Origin of the sequence: Aestuariibius violaceus (assembly GCF_040779325.2) — a bacterium.
In the GTDB taxonomy this organism is placed as follows: Bacteria; Pseudomonadota; Alphaproteobacteria; order Rhodobacterales; family Rhodobacteraceae; genus Aestuariibius; species Aestuariibius violaceus.
The window spans coordinates 414,558-431,120 of sequence record NZ_JBFONT020000002.1 but is presented as its reverse complement, the minus strand read 5'-3'; the positions used below and the strand labels follow the sequence as shown (position 1 = coordinate 431,120).

At 62.9% G+C, this 16,563-nt stretch carries 14 protein-coding genes; 6 read left to right on the top strand and 8 right to left on the bottom strand.

What is annotated here, in order from left to right:
• Positions 1-511 precede the first annotated feature (511 nt).
• Positions 512-3,124 (top strand): Rne/Rng family ribonuclease, encoded by a 2,613-nt coding sequence (locus AADZ90_RS09340; protein ID WP_367309722.1) that lies wholly within the window; start codon positions 512-514, stop codon positions 3,122-3,124.
• A 69-nt stretch (positions 3,125-3,193) separates the two neighbouring features.
• Here AADZ90_RS09340 and AADZ90_RS09335 read toward each other — a convergent pair whose 3' ends face one another.
• Positions 3,194-3,424 carry a sulfurtransferase TusA family protein gene (locus tag AADZ90_RS09335; RefSeq protein ID WP_367309721.1) on the bottom strand — a complete coding sequence of 77 codons (231 nt, stop codon included), beginning with the start codon at positions 3,422-3,424 and terminating at the stop codon, positions 3,194-3,196.
• A 112-nt stretch (positions 3,425-3,536) separates the two neighbouring features.
• Here AADZ90_RS09335 and AADZ90_RS09330 point away from each other — a divergent pair, with 112 nt between their 5' ends.
• Genes AADZ90_RS09330 through AADZ90_RS09320 form a run of 3 tightly spaced genes read left to right on the top strand, consistent with a single transcriptional unit; the run spans position 3,537 to position 6,977 of the window.
• On the top strand, positions 3,537-4,289 hold the full coding sequence (locus tag AADZ90_RS09330; protein ID WP_367309720.1) for a cytochrome c biogenesis CcdA family protein: 753 nt from the start codon (positions 3,537-3,539) through the stop codon (positions 4,287-4,289).
• Positions 4,290-4,347: 58 nt separating this feature from the next.
• On the top strand, positions 4,348-5,625 hold the full coding sequence (locus AADZ90_RS09325) for a hypothetical protein (RefSeq protein ID WP_367309719.1): 1,278 nt from the start codon (positions 4,348-4,350) through the stop codon (positions 5,623-5,625).
• Positions 5,622-6,977 carry a cytochrome P450 gene (locus AADZ90_RS09320; RefSeq protein ID WP_367309718.1) on the top strand — a complete coding sequence of 452 codons (1,356 nt, stop codon included), beginning with the start codon at positions 5,622-5,624 and terminating at the stop codon, positions 6,975-6,977. The genes AADZ90_RS09325 and AADZ90_RS09320 overlap by 4 nt, the downstream gene beginning before the upstream one ends.
• On the opposite strand, the gene AADZ90_RS09315 is transcribed toward AADZ90_RS09320, so the two are convergent.
• From AADZ90_RS09315 to AADZ90_RS09295, 5 genes are all read right to left on the bottom strand, one after another.
• Positions 6,974-8,395, bottom strand: coding sequence for an ArnT family glycosyltransferase (locus AADZ90_RS09315; RefSeq protein WP_367309717.1), 1,422 nt, complete (start codon positions 8,393-8,395; stop codon positions 6,974-6,976). The two genes, AADZ90_RS09320 and AADZ90_RS09315, sit on opposite strands and share 4 nt — an antisense overlap.
• On the bottom strand, positions 8,379-8,690 hold the full coding sequence (locus AADZ90_RS09310; protein WP_367309716.1) for a lipid-A-disaccharide synthase N-terminal domain-containing protein: 312 nt from the start codon (positions 8,688-8,690) through the stop codon (positions 8,379-8,381). Before AADZ90_RS09310 ends, AADZ90_RS09315 begins: the two co-directional genes overlap by 17 nt.
• Entirely contained in the window at positions 8,687-9,457 is a 771-nt protein-coding gene (locus AADZ90_RS09305; RefSeq protein ID WP_367309715.1) for a glycosyltransferase family 2 protein, read from the bottom strand. Before AADZ90_RS09305 ends, AADZ90_RS09310 begins: the two co-directional genes overlap by 4 nt.
• A 164-nt stretch (positions 9,458-9,621) precedes the next feature.
• Entirely contained in the window at positions 9,622-10,776 is a 1,155-nt protein-coding gene (locus AADZ90_RS09300; RefSeq protein ID WP_367309714.1) for an acetate/propionate family kinase, read from the bottom strand.
• Between the two features lie 5 nt (positions 10,777-10,781).
• Positions 10,782-12,176 (bottom strand): bifunctional enoyl-CoA hydratase/phosphate acetyltransferase, encoded by a 1,395-nt coding sequence (locus AADZ90_RS09295; protein WP_411996987.1) that lies wholly within the window; start codon positions 12,174-12,176, stop codon positions 10,782-10,784.
• Between the two features lie 805 nt (positions 12,177-12,981).
• Here AADZ90_RS09295 and AADZ90_RS09290 point away from each other — a divergent pair.
• Together AADZ90_RS09290 and AADZ90_RS09285 are read left to right on the top strand one after the other, a co-directional pair.
• Complete coding sequence (locus AADZ90_RS09290; protein WP_367309712.1) at positions 12,982-13,491, top strand: hypothetical protein; 510 nt, start codon at positions 12,982-12,984, stop codon at positions 13,489-13,491.
• A 271-nt stretch (positions 13,492-13,762) separates the two neighbouring features.
• Positions 13,763-14,203: a hypothetical protein gene (locus tag AADZ90_RS09285; protein ID WP_367309711.1), complete on the top strand. Its 441-nt coding sequence runs from the start codon at positions 13,763-13,765 to the stop codon at positions 14,201-14,203.
• A gap of 18 nt (positions 14,204-14,221) precedes the next feature.
• Here the strand turns inward: AADZ90_RS09285 and AADZ90_RS09280 are convergent, their stop codons facing one another.
• Both AADZ90_RS09280 and AADZ90_RS09275 read right to left on the bottom strand, forming a co-directional pair.
• Positions 14,222-16,012, bottom strand: a complete 1,791-nt coding sequence (locus AADZ90_RS09280; RefSeq protein ID WP_367309710.1) for an IlvD/Edd family dehydratase — start codon at positions 16,010-16,012, stop codon at positions 14,222-14,224.
• Positions 16,009-16,461 carry a GNAT family N-acetyltransferase gene (locus AADZ90_RS09275; RefSeq protein WP_367309709.1) on the bottom strand — a complete coding sequence of 151 codons (453 nt, stop codon included), beginning with the start codon at positions 16,459-16,461 and terminating at the stop codon, positions 16,009-16,011. Before AADZ90_RS09275 ends, AADZ90_RS09280 begins: the two co-directional genes overlap by 4 nt.
• Between the last annotated feature and the right edge of the window lie 102 nt (positions 16,462-16,563).

Below are 16,563 nucleotides of genomic sequence, written 5' to 3'. Positions count from 1 at the left end.
ACAAATGTCCGACGGAATGCCGACGCGATGCCGACCGGATGCCGCATCGCCGATCGGCCCGTTTTTCCTGGCGTTAATCATCGATTCGGCCACCCATGGTTGCATCCATCACCGACCTGCCGCACGGCACGTTAAAACATTTCCCCATTGTCATCCCCGTCCCACCCCCCTTATGTAGGTGGGACGGGCCCAGGCCCGCATGAGTTTCGCCGGCGCGGGCAGGGTCAGCTTTCCCACCGCTCCGGACCGATTAGGCCGCGCCCCCACGTCGGACAGCGCCGCCAGTGAACCGCCGGATTTGCAAGCCAAATCAGGCACTTTAGAATAGGCGCCCCGCCCAGCGGACCGCGTCGGAGAAGAACCGCGATGCAGCGCGCGCTAGGTCAGATCGAACGGGCAGGGGCCATGCAGGCTCCCCCGTCCTGCACCGTGCCTGCCGCCCCAATCAGACATGCCAGACGCTCTCTTGCGCCCCCCGGGTGCGGTGGCGTCCCGCATGCGAACGGACACTATGGCAAAGAAAATGTTGATCGATGCCACCCACGCGGAAGAAACCCGCGTCGTGGTGGTGGATGGGAACAAAGTCGAGGATTTTGACTTCGAATCCCAACACAAACGGCAGCTCGCCGGAAATATCTACCTCGCCAAGGTCACCCGCGTAGAGCCCTCTCTGCAGGCCGCCTTCGTCGAATATGGCGGCAACCGCCACGGCTTCCTGGCGTTCTCGGAAATCCACCCGGATTACTACCAGATCCCCGTTGCGGATCGCGAGGCGCTGCTGGCCGAAGAAAAGGCCTATGCCGAAAGCCTCCGCGCCGAGGAAGACGAAAAGCCCGCGCCGAAAAAGCGCCGCCGCAGCCGCACCAAGGCCGAGAAAACAAAGTCGGACGACGCCGTCGCCCAAGGCGAAATCGGCGGGATGGAGACCTTCGAGGAACCCGATCCCGACCGCGTCAATGAACCCCTCGACCTGACGATGCCGCCCGAAGGCTTCACCCCGATCGAGATCGAAAGCCGCGAAGACAGCGAAGCGGCCGCGGCCGAGGCGCAAGCCGAGGAAGTGACGGAAGATCAGGACGATAGCCCAAAGGCCGAGACGGCCGACGACAGCGATGAGGGCGCGCAAGCAACCGAAGAGCCGCCCGTCGAAGCCGCGGCGGAGGACGACGAGGACGACGCCGACGACGACATCGAATCCGTCGCCGACGAGGACGACAGCGAAGACATCCGCCCCGCCCGCAAACAGCGCCCCAAGCGCTACAAGATCCAGGAGGTCGTCAAGGTCCGCCAGATCCTCCTCGTCCAGGTCGTCAAAGAGGAACGCGGCAACAAGGGCGCTGCGTTAACGACTTATTTGTCTCTGGCCGGCAGATATTGCGTCCTGATGCCAAACACCGCCCGCGGCGGCGGCATCTCCCGCAAAATCACCAACGCGGCCGACCGCAAGAAGTTGAAGGAGATCGCCAACGAGATCGAAGTGCCCGACGGCGCGGGTCTCATCGTCCGGACCGCTGGCGCCAAGCGCACCAAGTCCGAGATCAAGCGCGACTACGAGTATCTCCAGCGGCTCTGGGAGCAGATCCGTGAACTGACGCTCAAATCTATCGCGCCTGCCAAGATCTACGAGGAGGGCAACCTCACCAAGCGATCGATCCGCGACCTCTATAACCGCGACATCGACGAGATCCTCGTCGAAGGGGAAGACGGCTATCGCACGGCCAAGGACTTCATGAAAATGATCATGCCGTCCCACGCCAAGAACGTGAAACGCTACGAGGATGGCCTGCCGCTCTTCGCGCGCTACCAGGTCGAAACGACGCTGGCCGCCATGTTCAACCCGACGGTCCAGCTGCCCTCGGGTGGCTACATCGTGATCGGCGTGACCGAAGCGCTCGTTGCCATCGACGTCAACTCCGGCCGGGCCACCAAGGAAGGCTCGATCGAACAGACCGCGCTCAAGACCAATCTCGAGGCCGCCGAAGAAGTCTCTCGCCAACTGCGCCTGCGCGATCTGGCGGGCCTGATCGTCATCGACTTCATCGACATGGACGAGCGGCGCAACAACACCGCCGTCGAAAAGCGCCTGAAGGATAAGCTCAAGACCGACCGCGCCCGCATCCAGGTCGGCCGCATCTCGGGCTTCGGTCTTCTGGAGATGTCGCGCCAGCGCCTCCGCCCCGGCATGCTCGAGGCGACGACCCAGCCTTGCCCGCATTGCCACGGCACGGGCCTCCTGCGCTCCGACAACTCCATCGCCCTCTCGATCCTCCGCCAGCTGGAGGAGGAGGCTGTGCGCGGACGCTCGAAAGAGGTGCTCCTCAAGGCACCCGTCGACGTCGCCAACTACCTCATCAACGAAAAGCGCGAGCACATCGCCCAGATCGAAGGTCGCTACGGTCTCTCCGTCCGGATCGAGGGCGACACCACGCTGATCTCTCCTGACTTCACGCTCGAAAAGTTCAAGACCGCCACCCGCAATGTGCCCGAACCTTCCGCCACCTTCATCTCCGGCGACGCCTCGCTGATGGCAGATGTCGAAGAGGAACCGGCAGAGGCCGAAGCGCCAGAGGCGGCAACTGAAGACGGTGAAGATCGCCCGAAAAAGCGCCGCCGTCGCCGCCGTCGCCGCCGGGGAGGCAACAACGGAGACGCGCAAGCATCTGATAACGGACAGGAAAACTTCACTGACGAGGCCGACGAGGCCGACACCGGGGCAGAGGAAGACAAAGACAGCGCCGAGACCGATGCACCCGCACCTGCACCCGCAGAAGCGTCCGAGGAGGAGCCAAAGCCCAAGCGCCGCCGCACCCGCTCGCGCAAGAAAGCCGACCCGGCTGCGCCCGCTCCGGCGGACGAAGCGCCTGCTGCAGACGCGGCTGCCACGGCAAAGGACGTCTCTGAAAGCTCTGCAGAGCCCGCTTCTGAGCAGGTCGTCAATGGCGAGGCCAAGCCGGAAGCTGAACCGGCCGTCGACGCCACGCCTGAGCCGCAGCCCGAAGATAAGCCAAAACGGCGCCGCACCCGCGTTTCCAAGACCGAGCCGGAGCCGGAGCCGGTTTCAGCCAGCGACGCCGCCGCGGACGACAAGCCCAAACGCCGCGGCTGGTGGTCGCTCGGGCGCTAAGACCCACGATGCCCCGGCCTTGCGCCGGGGCTCATTTCTTACCAATAGCAAATGTCTACGCGGAAAGTCTCATCCGCCCTTTCGGATGAGATAGACCTGCACCGCCCCCTCATCCGCCTGACCGACCAGACCATGCCCGGCCTCGGCACAGAAATGCGGCACATCAACCACCGCCGCCGGATCATCGGCCCGGACCCGCAACACTTGCCCCTCCGCCATAGCAGACAGCCGCTTACGCGCCTTGAGGACGGGCAGGGGGCATAACAGCCCGATTGCGTCGAGATCCTGATCGTGTTCCATCCGCCCCAGATAGGCGCGATGTTACAGACAGTCCACGCCCTCGTGACCATCTGGGGGCGTGACGCGACGCGCGATCCGGCATAGGTCGGATAGGCAAGGGAAGACACCAACCATGTTCGCCGAACAGCTGATCGATGCCGCGCTTTTGCCCGCGATCCTCATCGCGATGGTGGGCGGCCTTATGTCGTTTCTCAGCCCTTGCGTCCTGCCCATCGTGCCGCCCTATCTCGCCTATATGGGCGGCGTCTCCGTCTCCGAGATGGCCGAAGCCCGTGCCGCACGCCGGAAGGTTCTGACAGCCGCGTGGCTCTTCGTTCTCGGCCTGTCGACCGTTTTCCTCCTCCTCGGCCTCGCATCCTCTGTGCTCGGGCGGGCACTTCTGCAGTATCAGGCCTGGTTCGTGCCCACCGCAGGCGTTGTGATCATGATCTTTGGCTTGCACTTTCTGGGCATCTTCCGCATCCGCCTGCTCGATCAGGAAGCACGGCTTGACAGCGGCGCCGGCGGCGGAACCGCGTTCGGCGCCTATATCCTGGGCCTCGCCTTCGCCTTCGGCTGGACCCCGTGCCTCGGCCCGATCCTTGGCATGGTCCTCAGCCTTGCCGCATCCGAGGCCAGCGTGGCACGCGGCACGACGCTCCTCGCTTTTTACGCCTTCGGTCTCGGCATCCCGTTCCTGCTCGTTGCGGCCTTCTTCCCGCGGTTGCAGGGCGCCATGGCGTGGATGAAGCGCCATACGGAAAAGATCGAACGGATCAGCGGCGTCCTCCTCTGGACCGTGGGCCTCATGATGGTCACCGGCCAGTTCACTGCCTTCTCCTGGTGGCTGTTGGAACAATTCCCCGCTCTCGCAGAGATTGGTTAAACCCCTCTTTTCCCCTGCCGCATCAATCGACTAAGCTCCGCCCAAAGCGAGGGCTATGATGAGCGAATACTCCCAGTCGGTCCGGCGGCGCCGGGTCTTTTACATCCCCGGCTACGACCCCCTTCCGGCCCGCCGTTACCGCGAGCTCTACCGGACGGAAGGCGCCTCCCAGGCGCAGATCTCGGGCTACGACCTCGAGTTGACAGGCACCGATCGCAGCGACGGGTTCAGCTGGGGCGCCCGCACGAAGATCGATGGCCACATGACAGAGGCACAGATCGACGTCCTGCGCTGGTCCGACATCGTCCAGGCCTCGATGCCAGATTCGATCGGCGCGACCTATATGCAGATGCTCCGCACGACCTGGACCTACATCGTGACAGGCACTTTCCGCCGGTTGACATGGGTCGCAAAGGGCCCGGTGGTCGCCGCGCTTTATCCGATCGTCGTCCTGATACTCCAGGCACTCGTCGCGCTTCTCATCCCGTCGATCCTTTTGTCGATCATCAGCAATCTGGCCAACAGCATCGACGATTCCATCGGCATCCAATGGCCCGCCTGGCTTGCCGCCGGTTGGAACTGGATGACCTGGTCCATCGGATGGGCGCTGACATTGGGCGGCGCCTACCTGATCCTTCAATGGTTCAAGGCAAAGGACGGCAAGATCTACGCCTATTACCTGATGCATGACTACGCTTACACGGCCAGCCAGAACGGCGCCTATCCGGCCCTGCTGTCGGACCGCATCACGGAATTCAGCGAACAGGTAGCCGAAGCGTTGGCGAGCGACGTGGACGAGGTGCTCGTCGTCGGTCATTCCTCCGGCGCGATGCTCGCTGTCTCGGTCGTCGCCAACCTTATGCGCGACCATAAAGCCCAACCCGGCGGCCCCGAACTGGCACTGCTGACGATCGGCGAGGCCATACCGATGCTGTCCTTCCTGCCAAAAGCCCGCCAGCTGCGCGCAGACCTCGCCTATCTCTCGACCTCGGACCAGATCGTCTGGATCGATGTGACCGCCCCGGGCGATGGCTGCTCCTTCGCGCTGTGCGATCCGGTGGCCGTCAGCGGGGTCGCGCCAGACGACCAGAAGTGGCCCACGGTATTCTCCGCCGCCTTCACCCAGTCGCTGAGCCAGGAAAAGCAGGACGAGATGCAGTGGCGCTTTTTCCGCCGCCACTTCCAGTATCTCTGCGCTTTCGACAAGCCGCGGGACTACGACTACTTCCAGATCACAGCCGGCCCGCGCAGCCTGCGGGACCGCTACGCCAACCGCGTGTCTTCCCACAGCCGGATCGACGTCGCAGCCTCCAAGTACACGTCGATCGCCGCATGATTCCGCCGAAACCGCCAGCGCGGCCCGACCGGGTGTCGCTCTGGCGGTATATGCGGCTCTTCCGGGCCGATATCCTCTCGGCCCAGCCGGAACGGCTTTACCGGGCCTGGATGGCAGAGTTCAAAACGCCGTTCTTCCGCAGCTTCCTCGTCAACGATCCAAAGCTCGTCGCGCATGTCCTGAAAGAACGGCCAGAGGACTACCCCAAGTCCGACCGCATCGGCGAGGGACTACGCCCACTTCTGGGCGACAGCGTCTTCCTCACGAACGGCACCGTATGGGAGCGTCAGCGCCGCCTCATCGACCCGGCTTTCGAGGGCGGACGCCTGCGCGACACCTTTCCAGCCATGGTCGCGGCGGGCCACGCTGCCCTTGAGCGGCTCGACGCTTTCGCGGATGGCCGACCATTCGACATCGAACCGGAAACGAGCCATGCCGCGGCAGACGTCATCTTCCGCACGCTCTTCTCGATCCCGATCGACCACGAGATCGCGACAGAGGTCTTCCACGAATTCCGGGCCTACCAGCGCAGCCAGCCGATCCTCAACCTCGCCGCCTTCCTGCCCGGCCCCCGCTGGATGCCGCGTTTCTTCCGGCAGGAGACCCGCGCCAGTGCCACCCGCATCCGTCGCCTGATCGAGCGTCTGACGGCCGACCGGGCCGAGGCCATCGCCGCTGGCACCGCCCCCGACGACCTCGCCACCAAGATCATGACTGCAAACGACCCTGAGACCGGCGACAGCTTCACCACGGCAGAGATGGTCGATCAGGTCGCGATCTTCTTCTTGGCAGGCCATGAGACCAGCGCCTCCGCCCTTGGCTGGGCGCTCTACCTGCTCGCCCGCTCGCCTGACTGGCAAGCGAAGGTGGCGGAGGAAGGCAGGGCGCTCGGCCGTGATCCATCCTTCTCTGACCTCTCAAAGCTCAAGGTCACGCGTGATGTCTTCCGTGAGGCGCTCCGCCTCTATCCTCCCGTCCCGATGATGGTCCGCGAAGCCTCCAGAGCGACGACCTTCCGAGAGCGCACCGTCCCCCGCGGCGCCCAGATCGTCTTGTCGCCGTGGCACCTGCACCGCCAGAACCGGCTCTGGGATAACCCCGATGCCTTCGATCCGTCTCGTTGGGAGACACCGAACGGCAAGGAATGCCAAAAGAAAGCCTATATTCCCTTTTCCGCAGGCCGCCGCGTCTGCACCGGCGCGGGCTTTGCCATGGCCGAAGGGACACTATTGCTCGCCATGATCTGCGCCCGGTTCAGCGTCACTGCGGACGCCACGCGCGATCCCGTCCCGGTCGCCTACCTCACCGTGCGGGCCCGTGATGGCATCTGGCTGTCACTCACGCCGCGTTAGGGCAGGCAAGGACCTTCGACCCAATAGGCCAGGATGCTGTCCCCTGCATAGGCGCCCTCGTCCGGGGACAGGTCCGCAATCTGCACGCCGCAATTGGGATCCCGCGACACGATCCGGATGTGCCGCCCAAGATCATCCGGCTCGGCCCGGGTCTGTTCGTAGAAGTGATCCGGCCGCCCGCCGTCACTCTCTGCGTAAATCGTTACCTCGCTATCGCGCGCGGTATAGAAGAGATCCGCCAGAATATCCCGGTTCGACGCGACGATAACGTCGAGGCCCTCCTGTTCGGCCAGATCTAGGATCGCCAAGCTCACCTCATCCCGGCCCATATAGCGGGCCATCAAGCTGTCGCCGTCGCCCCACCGAAGGCTGTCAGGGACAATCGGGGCAATTGCGATGAACGTCGAGACAAGTGCGTTAAACGCGACAGACAGCCCAAGCAAAACAGCACCCCTGTCGAGCAGAAACCAAACTGCCAGAATCGTGCCGCCCAGATATGCGACGAAGGCCCAGTTTCCATAAGCTTCTGCCAGCAAAGCCTGCCCTGAGACGACGAGCAGGACAGGCAGCGAGAGAAAGGCAAGCCACCGCCCCTCCCATCCGCCTTGCCGGATGCAGGCCCAGATGAAGGCCGGCAACAGGATCGGCCCAAAGACCAGAAGCTGCCCGGCGAGAAATCCGAGTAATCCCAGAACGTTCCACGACACCGGATCCGCCTCGCGGACCCAGCTGACGTTGTCGAGCGTGTGTTCCACCGTCGTCAGATCATTCGCGAAGTTCCACCAGATGTTCGGCCCGAGGAAGACCAGGGCAAAGAGCAATACCAGCGCTCCGTTTACCCATCCCGGCCGCGCCGCCTTGAGGAACACCGCCGCCAGAGCGACGCCCAGCAGCCCATAGACCCCGGCGTACTTTCCCATCATCGCGAGCCCGAACAGCGCACCACTCAACACCGCCCACCCCGCGCCACCACCGCGCAGTACCCGCAGATAGGCCAACAGCGCGCCGACTAGAAACGGCGCCATCACCGTGTCGGTCGAGATCAGAAATGATCCAACGGCGACGATCGGCAGCGTCAAATAGGTGGCAACCGTCCAGACAGCGACCGTCCGCCCCGCGATCCGTGCCGCAAGCGCTCCAAGCAGCAGGGCCGTCACCCCGTGCAAGATCGGCGCGGGCAGTCGCACCCAAAACGGGGCATCACTTCCCACCAGATCCGTCATCCCGCGGATCACCCAGGCGATCAGCGGCGGCTTGGAATAATATCCGAAATCAAGGGATTGCCCCCAGAACCAGTATTGCGCCTCGTCGACAAACAAATCGGCTTTTGCGAACCAGAGCGCAACGATCCTTAGTCCGACGAGGACAATCACCAGCGTCAGGGCTGGTGCCAGCCAGCCCTCAGCCCGCGAGGTCACGTTTCCGCTCCGATCGGATCAGCCACAGGTTCCGGACGTAGATGAACAGGCCCATAGACTGCCCCAGCACGAAGACCGGATCGGCCCGGTAGAGCGCGTAGCAGAAGAGGATGATCCCGCCGCCGATCGAGAAGTACCAGAAGGCCATCGGCATGACCGATCGGCCCGCTCGTTCCGATGCGATCCACTGGACAATGAAGCGGGAGGCGAAGAGGAGTTGCCCGGCCAGCCCGAACATGACCCACCAGAATTCCAGCGCGTTTTCGACGCCGAGAAGGCCATAGAGCCATGTCATCGCACCTCTCCCGGCGCGAACACCTCGTCGCCCTCGGCGCGCTTGCGGCGCTTCAGAAGCCAGAGAACCCCGAAGAGGTCGACCGCACCCACAAGGCCCCGTTGCCAGTTCGAATAGTTGGATTGGCCTGCGGTCCGGGCTGCGTGGCTTACATCGACCAGTTCCACCTGCCACCCGGCGGCCCGAAAGAGCGCCGGCAGATAGCGGTGCATATGATTGAAGAAGGGCAGAGCGAGAAACGCATCCCGGCGGAATGCCTTGAGCCCGCAGCCTGTATCCCGCGTCTGGTCCTTCAGAAGTCGCGAGCGCACCCAGTTGGCAAAGCGTGAGGCGAGTTTCTTCGAGGCAGTGTCCTGCCGCCCGACCCGTTGCCCAGCCACCAGACCCAGCTTCTCCGGTGGGTCGTTCAGTAGCGGGCGGCAAACCCGCAGCACGTCCTCCGGCGGGTTCTGACCATCGCCATCCAGCGTGCAGATCACCCGTCCGCTAGCGTGCATCGTACCGTTGTGGATTGCCGCTGATTGCCCCGCATTGAACCGGTTCCGAACCAGCCGAACCCGTTCATCCTGCGTCCGCTCGGCAAGAACCACGTCAGGTGTTCCATCCCGCGAGCCGTCATCGACCACCACAATTTCGAAGCCAAAGCGATCCTCAACCGCGGCCCGAAGCCGTGCGATCAGATCTGGAAGCGAGGCGGCCTCGTTCAAAGCGGGGATGACAAAGGACACGTCCGGCGCCTGAGGATGGAGGGAGGAGGTGTCGGTCATACCTGCTAGGGCTAAGTAAAGCTCCTGCCGCTATACCCAGAAGCATCGGAGAGGCGCAAGCGACGCGGGAGCTGACACTAATTTGAATGTCGCTGAACCTTCACACCCCACACTCGAGAAAACCCACGCTTTCTTCGTTCACATTGGCTCGTTGGGGGAGAGATTCACCTGATGACCGCCCCCGCAGCCCTGGCGATTACCCGCTCTTCGTCCGTCGCAAGGCGCAGGATGCGAACGGCCCCGACACCAAGCTCTTCCTCTTGTGCGGCATTCTGCCTTGGGTCGATCTCCACCCCCAGAAAACCGAGCCCTGCACAGACCTCCTGCCGGATCCGCGCCGAATTCTCCCCGATCCCGCCTGTGAAAACGATCGCATCCAATCCCTGAAGAACCGCCGCCATGGCCCCGATCTCTCGCCGCAGGCGAAAAACGTAGTAGTCGATGGCTTCCTTCGCCTCTGGCAGATCCGAGGCTTCGAGGGTCCGCATATCACCGCTGATCCCAGAAAGCCCCTTCAGGCCGCTTTCCCGGTAGAGAAGCGTCGAGATCTCCCCCACGCTCATTCCGTGCTCTCCGGCAAGGTACAGCAACACCCCGGGATCGATCTGACCGCAGCGCGTGCCCATCGGCAGCCCGTCGAGAGCCGAGAAGCCCATCGTCGATCCAACGCTTCGCCCCTCCCGCACCGCACAAAGGGATGCGCCGTTGCCAAGATGAGCGATTACTACGCGACCACGCGCCAGCTCCGGCATGCGTCGCTGCAGCTCTCCGGTGATGAAATCGTAGCTCAGTCCGTGGAACCCGTAGCGTCGGACCCCTTCCTCGTAGAAGTGGCGGGGCAGGGCAAAGGTGTCGTTCACCCAAGGGTGCCCCCGGTGAAAGGCGGTGTCGAAACAGGCAATCTGAGCGGCGTTGGGGAACGCAGCCGTTGCCGCCTCGATCGCCGCGAGGTTATGGGGCTGGTGCAGAGGGGCCAACGGCACAAGCGCCTGTAACTTCTCGATAATCTCTGACGTTATGACAACAGGGGCGGCGAAGTCGACACCACCGTGAACCACCCGATGCCCGACAGCGCGGACGGCACGACCCTCCAGAACCGGCCCCAATGCTTTCATGATCTCTGTCAGGGCCACCCGGTGATCCGCCGCGCCCAGATCGCGGCTTTCCCGGTCGCCCTCCCGCTTCAGATGCAGCACCGCCGCCGGGCCCAAACGTTCCACTTGCCCATTGGCCAAGCGGGCCGGATCGTCATCCGCCTCGTAGACCGCGAATTTCAACGAGGACGAGCCCGCGTTGAGTACCAGGATCGCACCGGCCATCGCGATCAGCCCTTCAGGCTTTCGGCGTAGAGGGCTGCCACGGCGCAGGAGGCGAGGCGGGCCTCGTCGTCATCCGACCGGCTGTTGAGGATCACCGGCACAGAGGCGCCCATGACGAGCCCCGCGGCCTCTGCATGTGCAACGAACGTTAACTCTTTGGCAAGCATATTGCCGGATTCGAGGTTCGGCGCGATGAGGATTTCGGCTCGACCCGCCACTAAGCCTTTGATTCCCTTTGTTTTTGCGGCCTCCAGGCTGATCGCGTTGTCCATGGCCAGGGGCCCGTCCACGAGGCCACCCTTGATCTGCCCGCGTTCGGCCATCTTCGACAGAACCGCCGCGTCGATGGTCGACGGGATCGCCGGATTGACGACCTCGACCGCCGAAAGGATGCCCACCTTCGGCTCGTCATTGCCGAGGGCGCGGGCGAGGTCGATCGCGTTCTGCACGATATCGACCTTGGTCTTCAGGTCCGGCATGATGTTGATCGCCGCGTCGGTCACCATCAGCAGATGCGGCAGGCCGGGAACGTCCATCACGAAGACATGCGAAAGTTTGCGGCCGGTGCGCAGGCCGCCGTCTTTTGCGACTATGGCGGCAAGTAACTGATTCGTATGAAGATGACCTTTCATCACAGCGCGTGCCCGGCCCTCGTGGACCAGCGCAACGGCGCGGGCGGCGGCGCGGTCGTGGTCGGGTTCGTCGATGAGCTCGAAGCCGGAAATATCCTCGCCCAGTGATTCGGCGGCGGCCCGGATCTTGTCGGCGGCGCCGATCAGGATCGGCGTGATCAACGTATGGCGGGCGCCGAGGATCGCGCCGCCGAGGGAATTCGGACCCTCCGGGGCGACCACGGCGGTGGGAATCGGGGGCAGGGGTTCGGCCCGTTCGAGCAGGCGGTCGAAATGGACATGACGCTGGACGAGCAGGCCAGGCACCTCGTGCGGGGCGTAGCTGAGCGCGTGTTCGGGGGCGGTGACCCTGGCCTGTCCTTCGCAGATCCGGGTGCCGTCGGCGAGGTCCACCCAGGTGTCGAAGACGGCCAGACGGTCCGCCCCCTTTTCCGTGAGGCGGACCTTGGTCACCAACTCGTCCCCGGCTTCGGCCCGGCCAACGAAATCAAGCGTTTGGCTGCGGTAAAGGGTGCCGGGCCCGGGGAGCTGGTTGCCGAGGACGGAGGAGATCAAGGCACCGACCCAGAGGGAGGGGGCGATGGCTTCGGGTTCACCATCGCCGTCGCCGTCTTCCTTCGGCAGGTGCATCGGGTTCAGATTACCGCTGGCATGGGCGAAGACGTAGAGGTCATCGGCGACGCACAGACGGCGGGCCTCGGCCTCCATCCCGATCTCGAGCGCGTCCCAGGGGGTGTTCCGGACCATCTGCCTGCCATTGCCTTCCATCGCGTTATCCCTTGTTCCCATTGGTGTTTTGCCACCCCGGCGCGTGTCAGTTGACCCGTGCTGCAGGGCGGCGACAACCTTTAAATGGGAAAGGCGACCGCCTGATGACAGGGCGGGCGGGCCCGGAGAAAGATGAAGAGACCGATAACAGCACGGACGAAGGGGCGCGAAAGAGGCAACCGCGGCCTGCAGCGACTCACCTGCTTTTCCGGTTAATGCGAGCAAATCCGGGGCGTTGCGGCGTGTCGGCATCCGGTCGGCATCGCGTCGGCATCACGTCGGAGGGGGGACGGCGGAATTCGCCGGGTAACGGACCGTTCTGCTGCACTGCGGCGCAACGGTGTGGAAAATGGGCGGGATAAGGGCGGATTGTTTCGGGATAAGAGCGGCCTGAAGTGTTGCGTCCAGTTGGAATTATTTTTTTTGGCGGTGGGTCCTTACTATGCTCCGCCCGGACTCAAGCGGCGCCGCCGCTGCCCAAGCGAGCGCCTGACCGCTGAGGAGGATCAGCAAAAGGTCCAGTGGACCTTTCGCCCGACGAACGCGGTCTGGCGCTTTGGGGAGGGAGCGCTGCCCGCGGTGTTTGTGGGACGAGCTTGGCTGCCATAAAGCGCTCCGCTCGGCCGTTGCGGCGCCAGCCCCCGGTCAGGCGCTCGCCCGGCGCTTTGGGTTCAGGTTGGTGTAGAGGTAGGAGGGTGGGTGATTGCCCATACGACGTTTGCTGATGCAACCGCGCGAGCGAAAACTTGCCGATACCCACATCTAGTAGTAGAAATGTCGTGTTTGGATATTGGTAGGGTAGAATATGGCTATCGCGAAAATCCGCATTAAGGTTGGCACGATGGAACTCGAGTATGAGGGGGATCCAGCCTTTCTAACAGAAGGGATTGAGGCTTTGCTGACGACGATGGGCGAACTTTCAACCCAAGTGCCGAGCGAACCAGCTTCAGTCACCCTTCCCGAACTAAAAACCAATAGTAGCAGTGGATCTAAGCCAACAAGTGTTCGCGATTTCAACTTCTCAACGAACACAATTGCAGCTCATCTGAACGCAAAGACCGGGCCCGAACTGGTAATCTGCGCCATGGCACACCTTGAGTTCGTGCAAGGAAAATCAACTTCCTCCCGCACCGAGATCCTAAGCGAGATGAAGAGCGCGAATGCTTACTACAATCAAAATATGAGCAGCAATTTGAGTACAACTCTGACCAATCTTACAAAGAGCAAACGGATAAACTTGGTTTCAGGTAAAACCTATTCGCTTAGTGCTGCGGAACGAAAAGAGCTCGAGACGAAAATTGCTCAAATCGGATGAATTAAAAGACTGGCTGTACCGCGATCTACAAAGAGTTGACAAACTCTTGCTCGTTCTTGCCACGGCAAATGGTCCTTTGTCTGTTTCGCAGATTAAGGAAGCAGCTTCTGCAGCTGGATTCCACGACCCCAAAAACAAGAACTAGAATATCTCTCAGGCACTCTCCGCGAGTAAGGGCAAAGCTATACGTATAGGCAACGGTTGGGAACTGACGGATTCCGGTAAGTTACACCTGCGAAACCTTGGGGTATCAAAGATAAGCCCAGCAGCGATGCAGGTCGCTGTGGACCTTCGATCTCACCTGAATGGGATTACTGATAATGAAACTCGCAATTTTGTAGAAGAAGCAATCAAGTGTCATGAAGCTGAGCTGTATCGTTCGGCCATCGTTATGTCCTGGCTTGGTGCGATGGATGTGTTACACAAGTTTGTTCACGCTAATCATCTGGCGGCCTTCAACACTGAAGCAAAGCGGGTGAACGCGAAGTGGAAGCCAGCGAAGACGCCTGATGATTTAGGAAAGATGGGTGAGGCAGAGTTTCTCGATCGGATCGCAGCAATATCCATAATCGGAAAAAACCCAAAAGAAGAACTACAAAAAGCTCTCGGTCTTAGAAATGGCTGCGGTCATCCAAATACACTCAGAGTTGGGGCAAATAAGTCTGCTGCTCATATTGAGACGTTACTTCAAAATGTATTTGAGAAGTTCTAGTAAGATGGACTTTGGGTCTCAATGATTGTTCCGCGGCAGCCCCTTTGAGGACACGTCGAGGAAGTCGGGGGCGCCCTCCAGGACCATGCCGTCGGCGAAGGGTTTGACTTTTTCGCGGAAGAGGGCCTGCCAGGGGGTTTGGCTGGCGGGGCTGGGGTAGCCTCCGGCGTCGGTGAGGGCTGTCAGGCGGGCGGCGAGCTCTTCCTCGGGGACCAGCATGTCGGCCTTGCGGGTTTTGAGGTCGACGCGGATGCGGTCTCCCGACTTCAGGAGCGCGAGGCCGCCTCCGTCCGCCGCTTCGGGGGAGGCGTTGAGGATCGAGGCGCTGCCGGAGGTGCCCGATTGGCGGCCGTCGCCGATGCAGGGCATGGCGTGGACCCCCTGTTTGATGAGGTAGGCGGGCGGGCGCATGTTTACGACCTCGGCGCCGCCGGGATAGCCCTTGGGCCCCGCACCGCGCATGACGAGGATGGCGTCGGGGGTGATCCCGAGGCTGGGGTCGTCGATGCGGGCGTGGAAATCCTCTGGCCCGTCGAAGACGATGGCGGGGCCTTCGAAGGCGTCGGGGTCGTCGGGGTTCGAGAGGTAGCGGGTGCGGAATTCGTCGTTGATGGCGGAGGTCTTCATGATCGCGCTGTCGAAGAGGTTGCCGGAGAGGTTCAGGAACCCGGCAGTCTGCTTGAGCGGGTCATTGGGGGAGCGGATGACGTCGGCATCGTGGACGGGAGCGTCGGCGTAGTTCTCGCGCAGGGTCTTGCCGTTTGCGGTCACGATGTCGGGGTGGGGCAGGAGGCCAGCCTTGAGGAGCTGGCCGATGACGGCGGGGACGCCGCCGGCGCGGTGGAAGTCCTCGCCCAGATACGCGCCGACGGGCTGGAGGTTGACGAGCAGCGGAATGTGGTGGCCGATCTTTTCCCAGTCGTCATTCGTCAGGGGCAGGCCCAGATGCGCGGCGATGGCGTTGAGGTGGATCGGCGCGTTGGTGGAGCCGCCAAGGGCGGAGTTGACGACGATCGCGTTTTCGAGCGCCTGGCGGGTCATGATCGTGGCGGGGCGGAGGTCTTCGTTGACCATCTCCACGATGCGGCGACCGGTGTGGTAGGCCATCTGGCCGCGCTCGCGATACGGCGCCGGGATAGCGGCGGAGCCGGGGAGCTGCATGCCGAGCGCCTCGGCCAGGGAGTTCATCGTGGTCGCGGTGCCCATCGTGTTGCAGTAGCCGTTCGAGGGGGCGGAGGAGGCAGCGATCTCTAGGAACTCATCGGCGTCGATTTCGCCTGCGGCGAGGCGCTGGCGGCTTTCCCAGATGACCGTGCCGGAGCCTGCACGCTTGCCGTTATGCCAGCCGTTCAGCATTGGCCCGACGGAGAGCGCAATGGCGGGGATGTTGACGGTGGCGGCGGCCATCAGCAGGGCGGGGGTCGTCTTGTCGCAGCCGATGGTCAGGAGCACGCCGTCGAGCGGGTAGCCGTAGAGCGTCTCGACCAGACCCAGATAGGCGAGGTTGCGGTCGAGCATCGCGGTGGGCCGCTTGCCGGTTTCCTGGATCGGGTGGCAGGGGAATTCGATGGGGATGCCGCCCGCGTCGCGGATCGCCTGGGCCGCGCGTTTGGCCAGCTCCAGGTGGTGGCGGTTGCAGGGCGAGAGGTCGGAGCCGGTCTGGGCGATGCCGATGATGGGACGGTTCGAGCGAAGCTCGTCCGTCGTCAGGCCGAAATTGAGGTAGCGCTCGAGGTAGAGCGCCGTCATCTCGGGGTCGGCGAGGTTGTCGAACCAGTTGCGGGAGCGGAGTTTGGGTGTGTCGCTCATGGGGTGGGTCCTTCGTGGGGGCGGGCGAGCCGAAGCTCCATGTCGCGGTGGGGGATCGCGGCGTCGAGGTAGTCGGGGCCGTAGGGGGTGAAGCCGAGCGCCGCGTAGAACGGGATCGCGTGGGTCTGAGCGCCGAGTTCGATGCGGTGCGCTGCGCCGTCCTGCCGGATGTGGTCGATCATGAAGGACATGAGGCACGCGCCATAACCTTTGCCGCGATGGTCCTTTGGGACACAGACCCGTTGGATTTTCGCGGTGCCGTCCTTGTAATGAAAGCGGGCGGCGCCGACCGGGCGGCCGTTGTCTCGGGCGAGGACGTGGGAGCAGGCGTTGTCTTCGCCATCGACCTCCTCGGCTTCGCTGACGCCCTGTTCGTCTATGAAAACGGCACGGCGGAGGTGCAGGCAGTCGGCGATATCCTTATCCGTTGTGGCAAGCGAGATGTGCATGGTCGGTGTCTTGGCGCGAGCGTTTTGCGCAGGATGCCGGAGTCGGTGGGGAGAGGCGAGCGAATTGATATCTGAACTTAGCTGGCGAGCGGCATTGGCCGA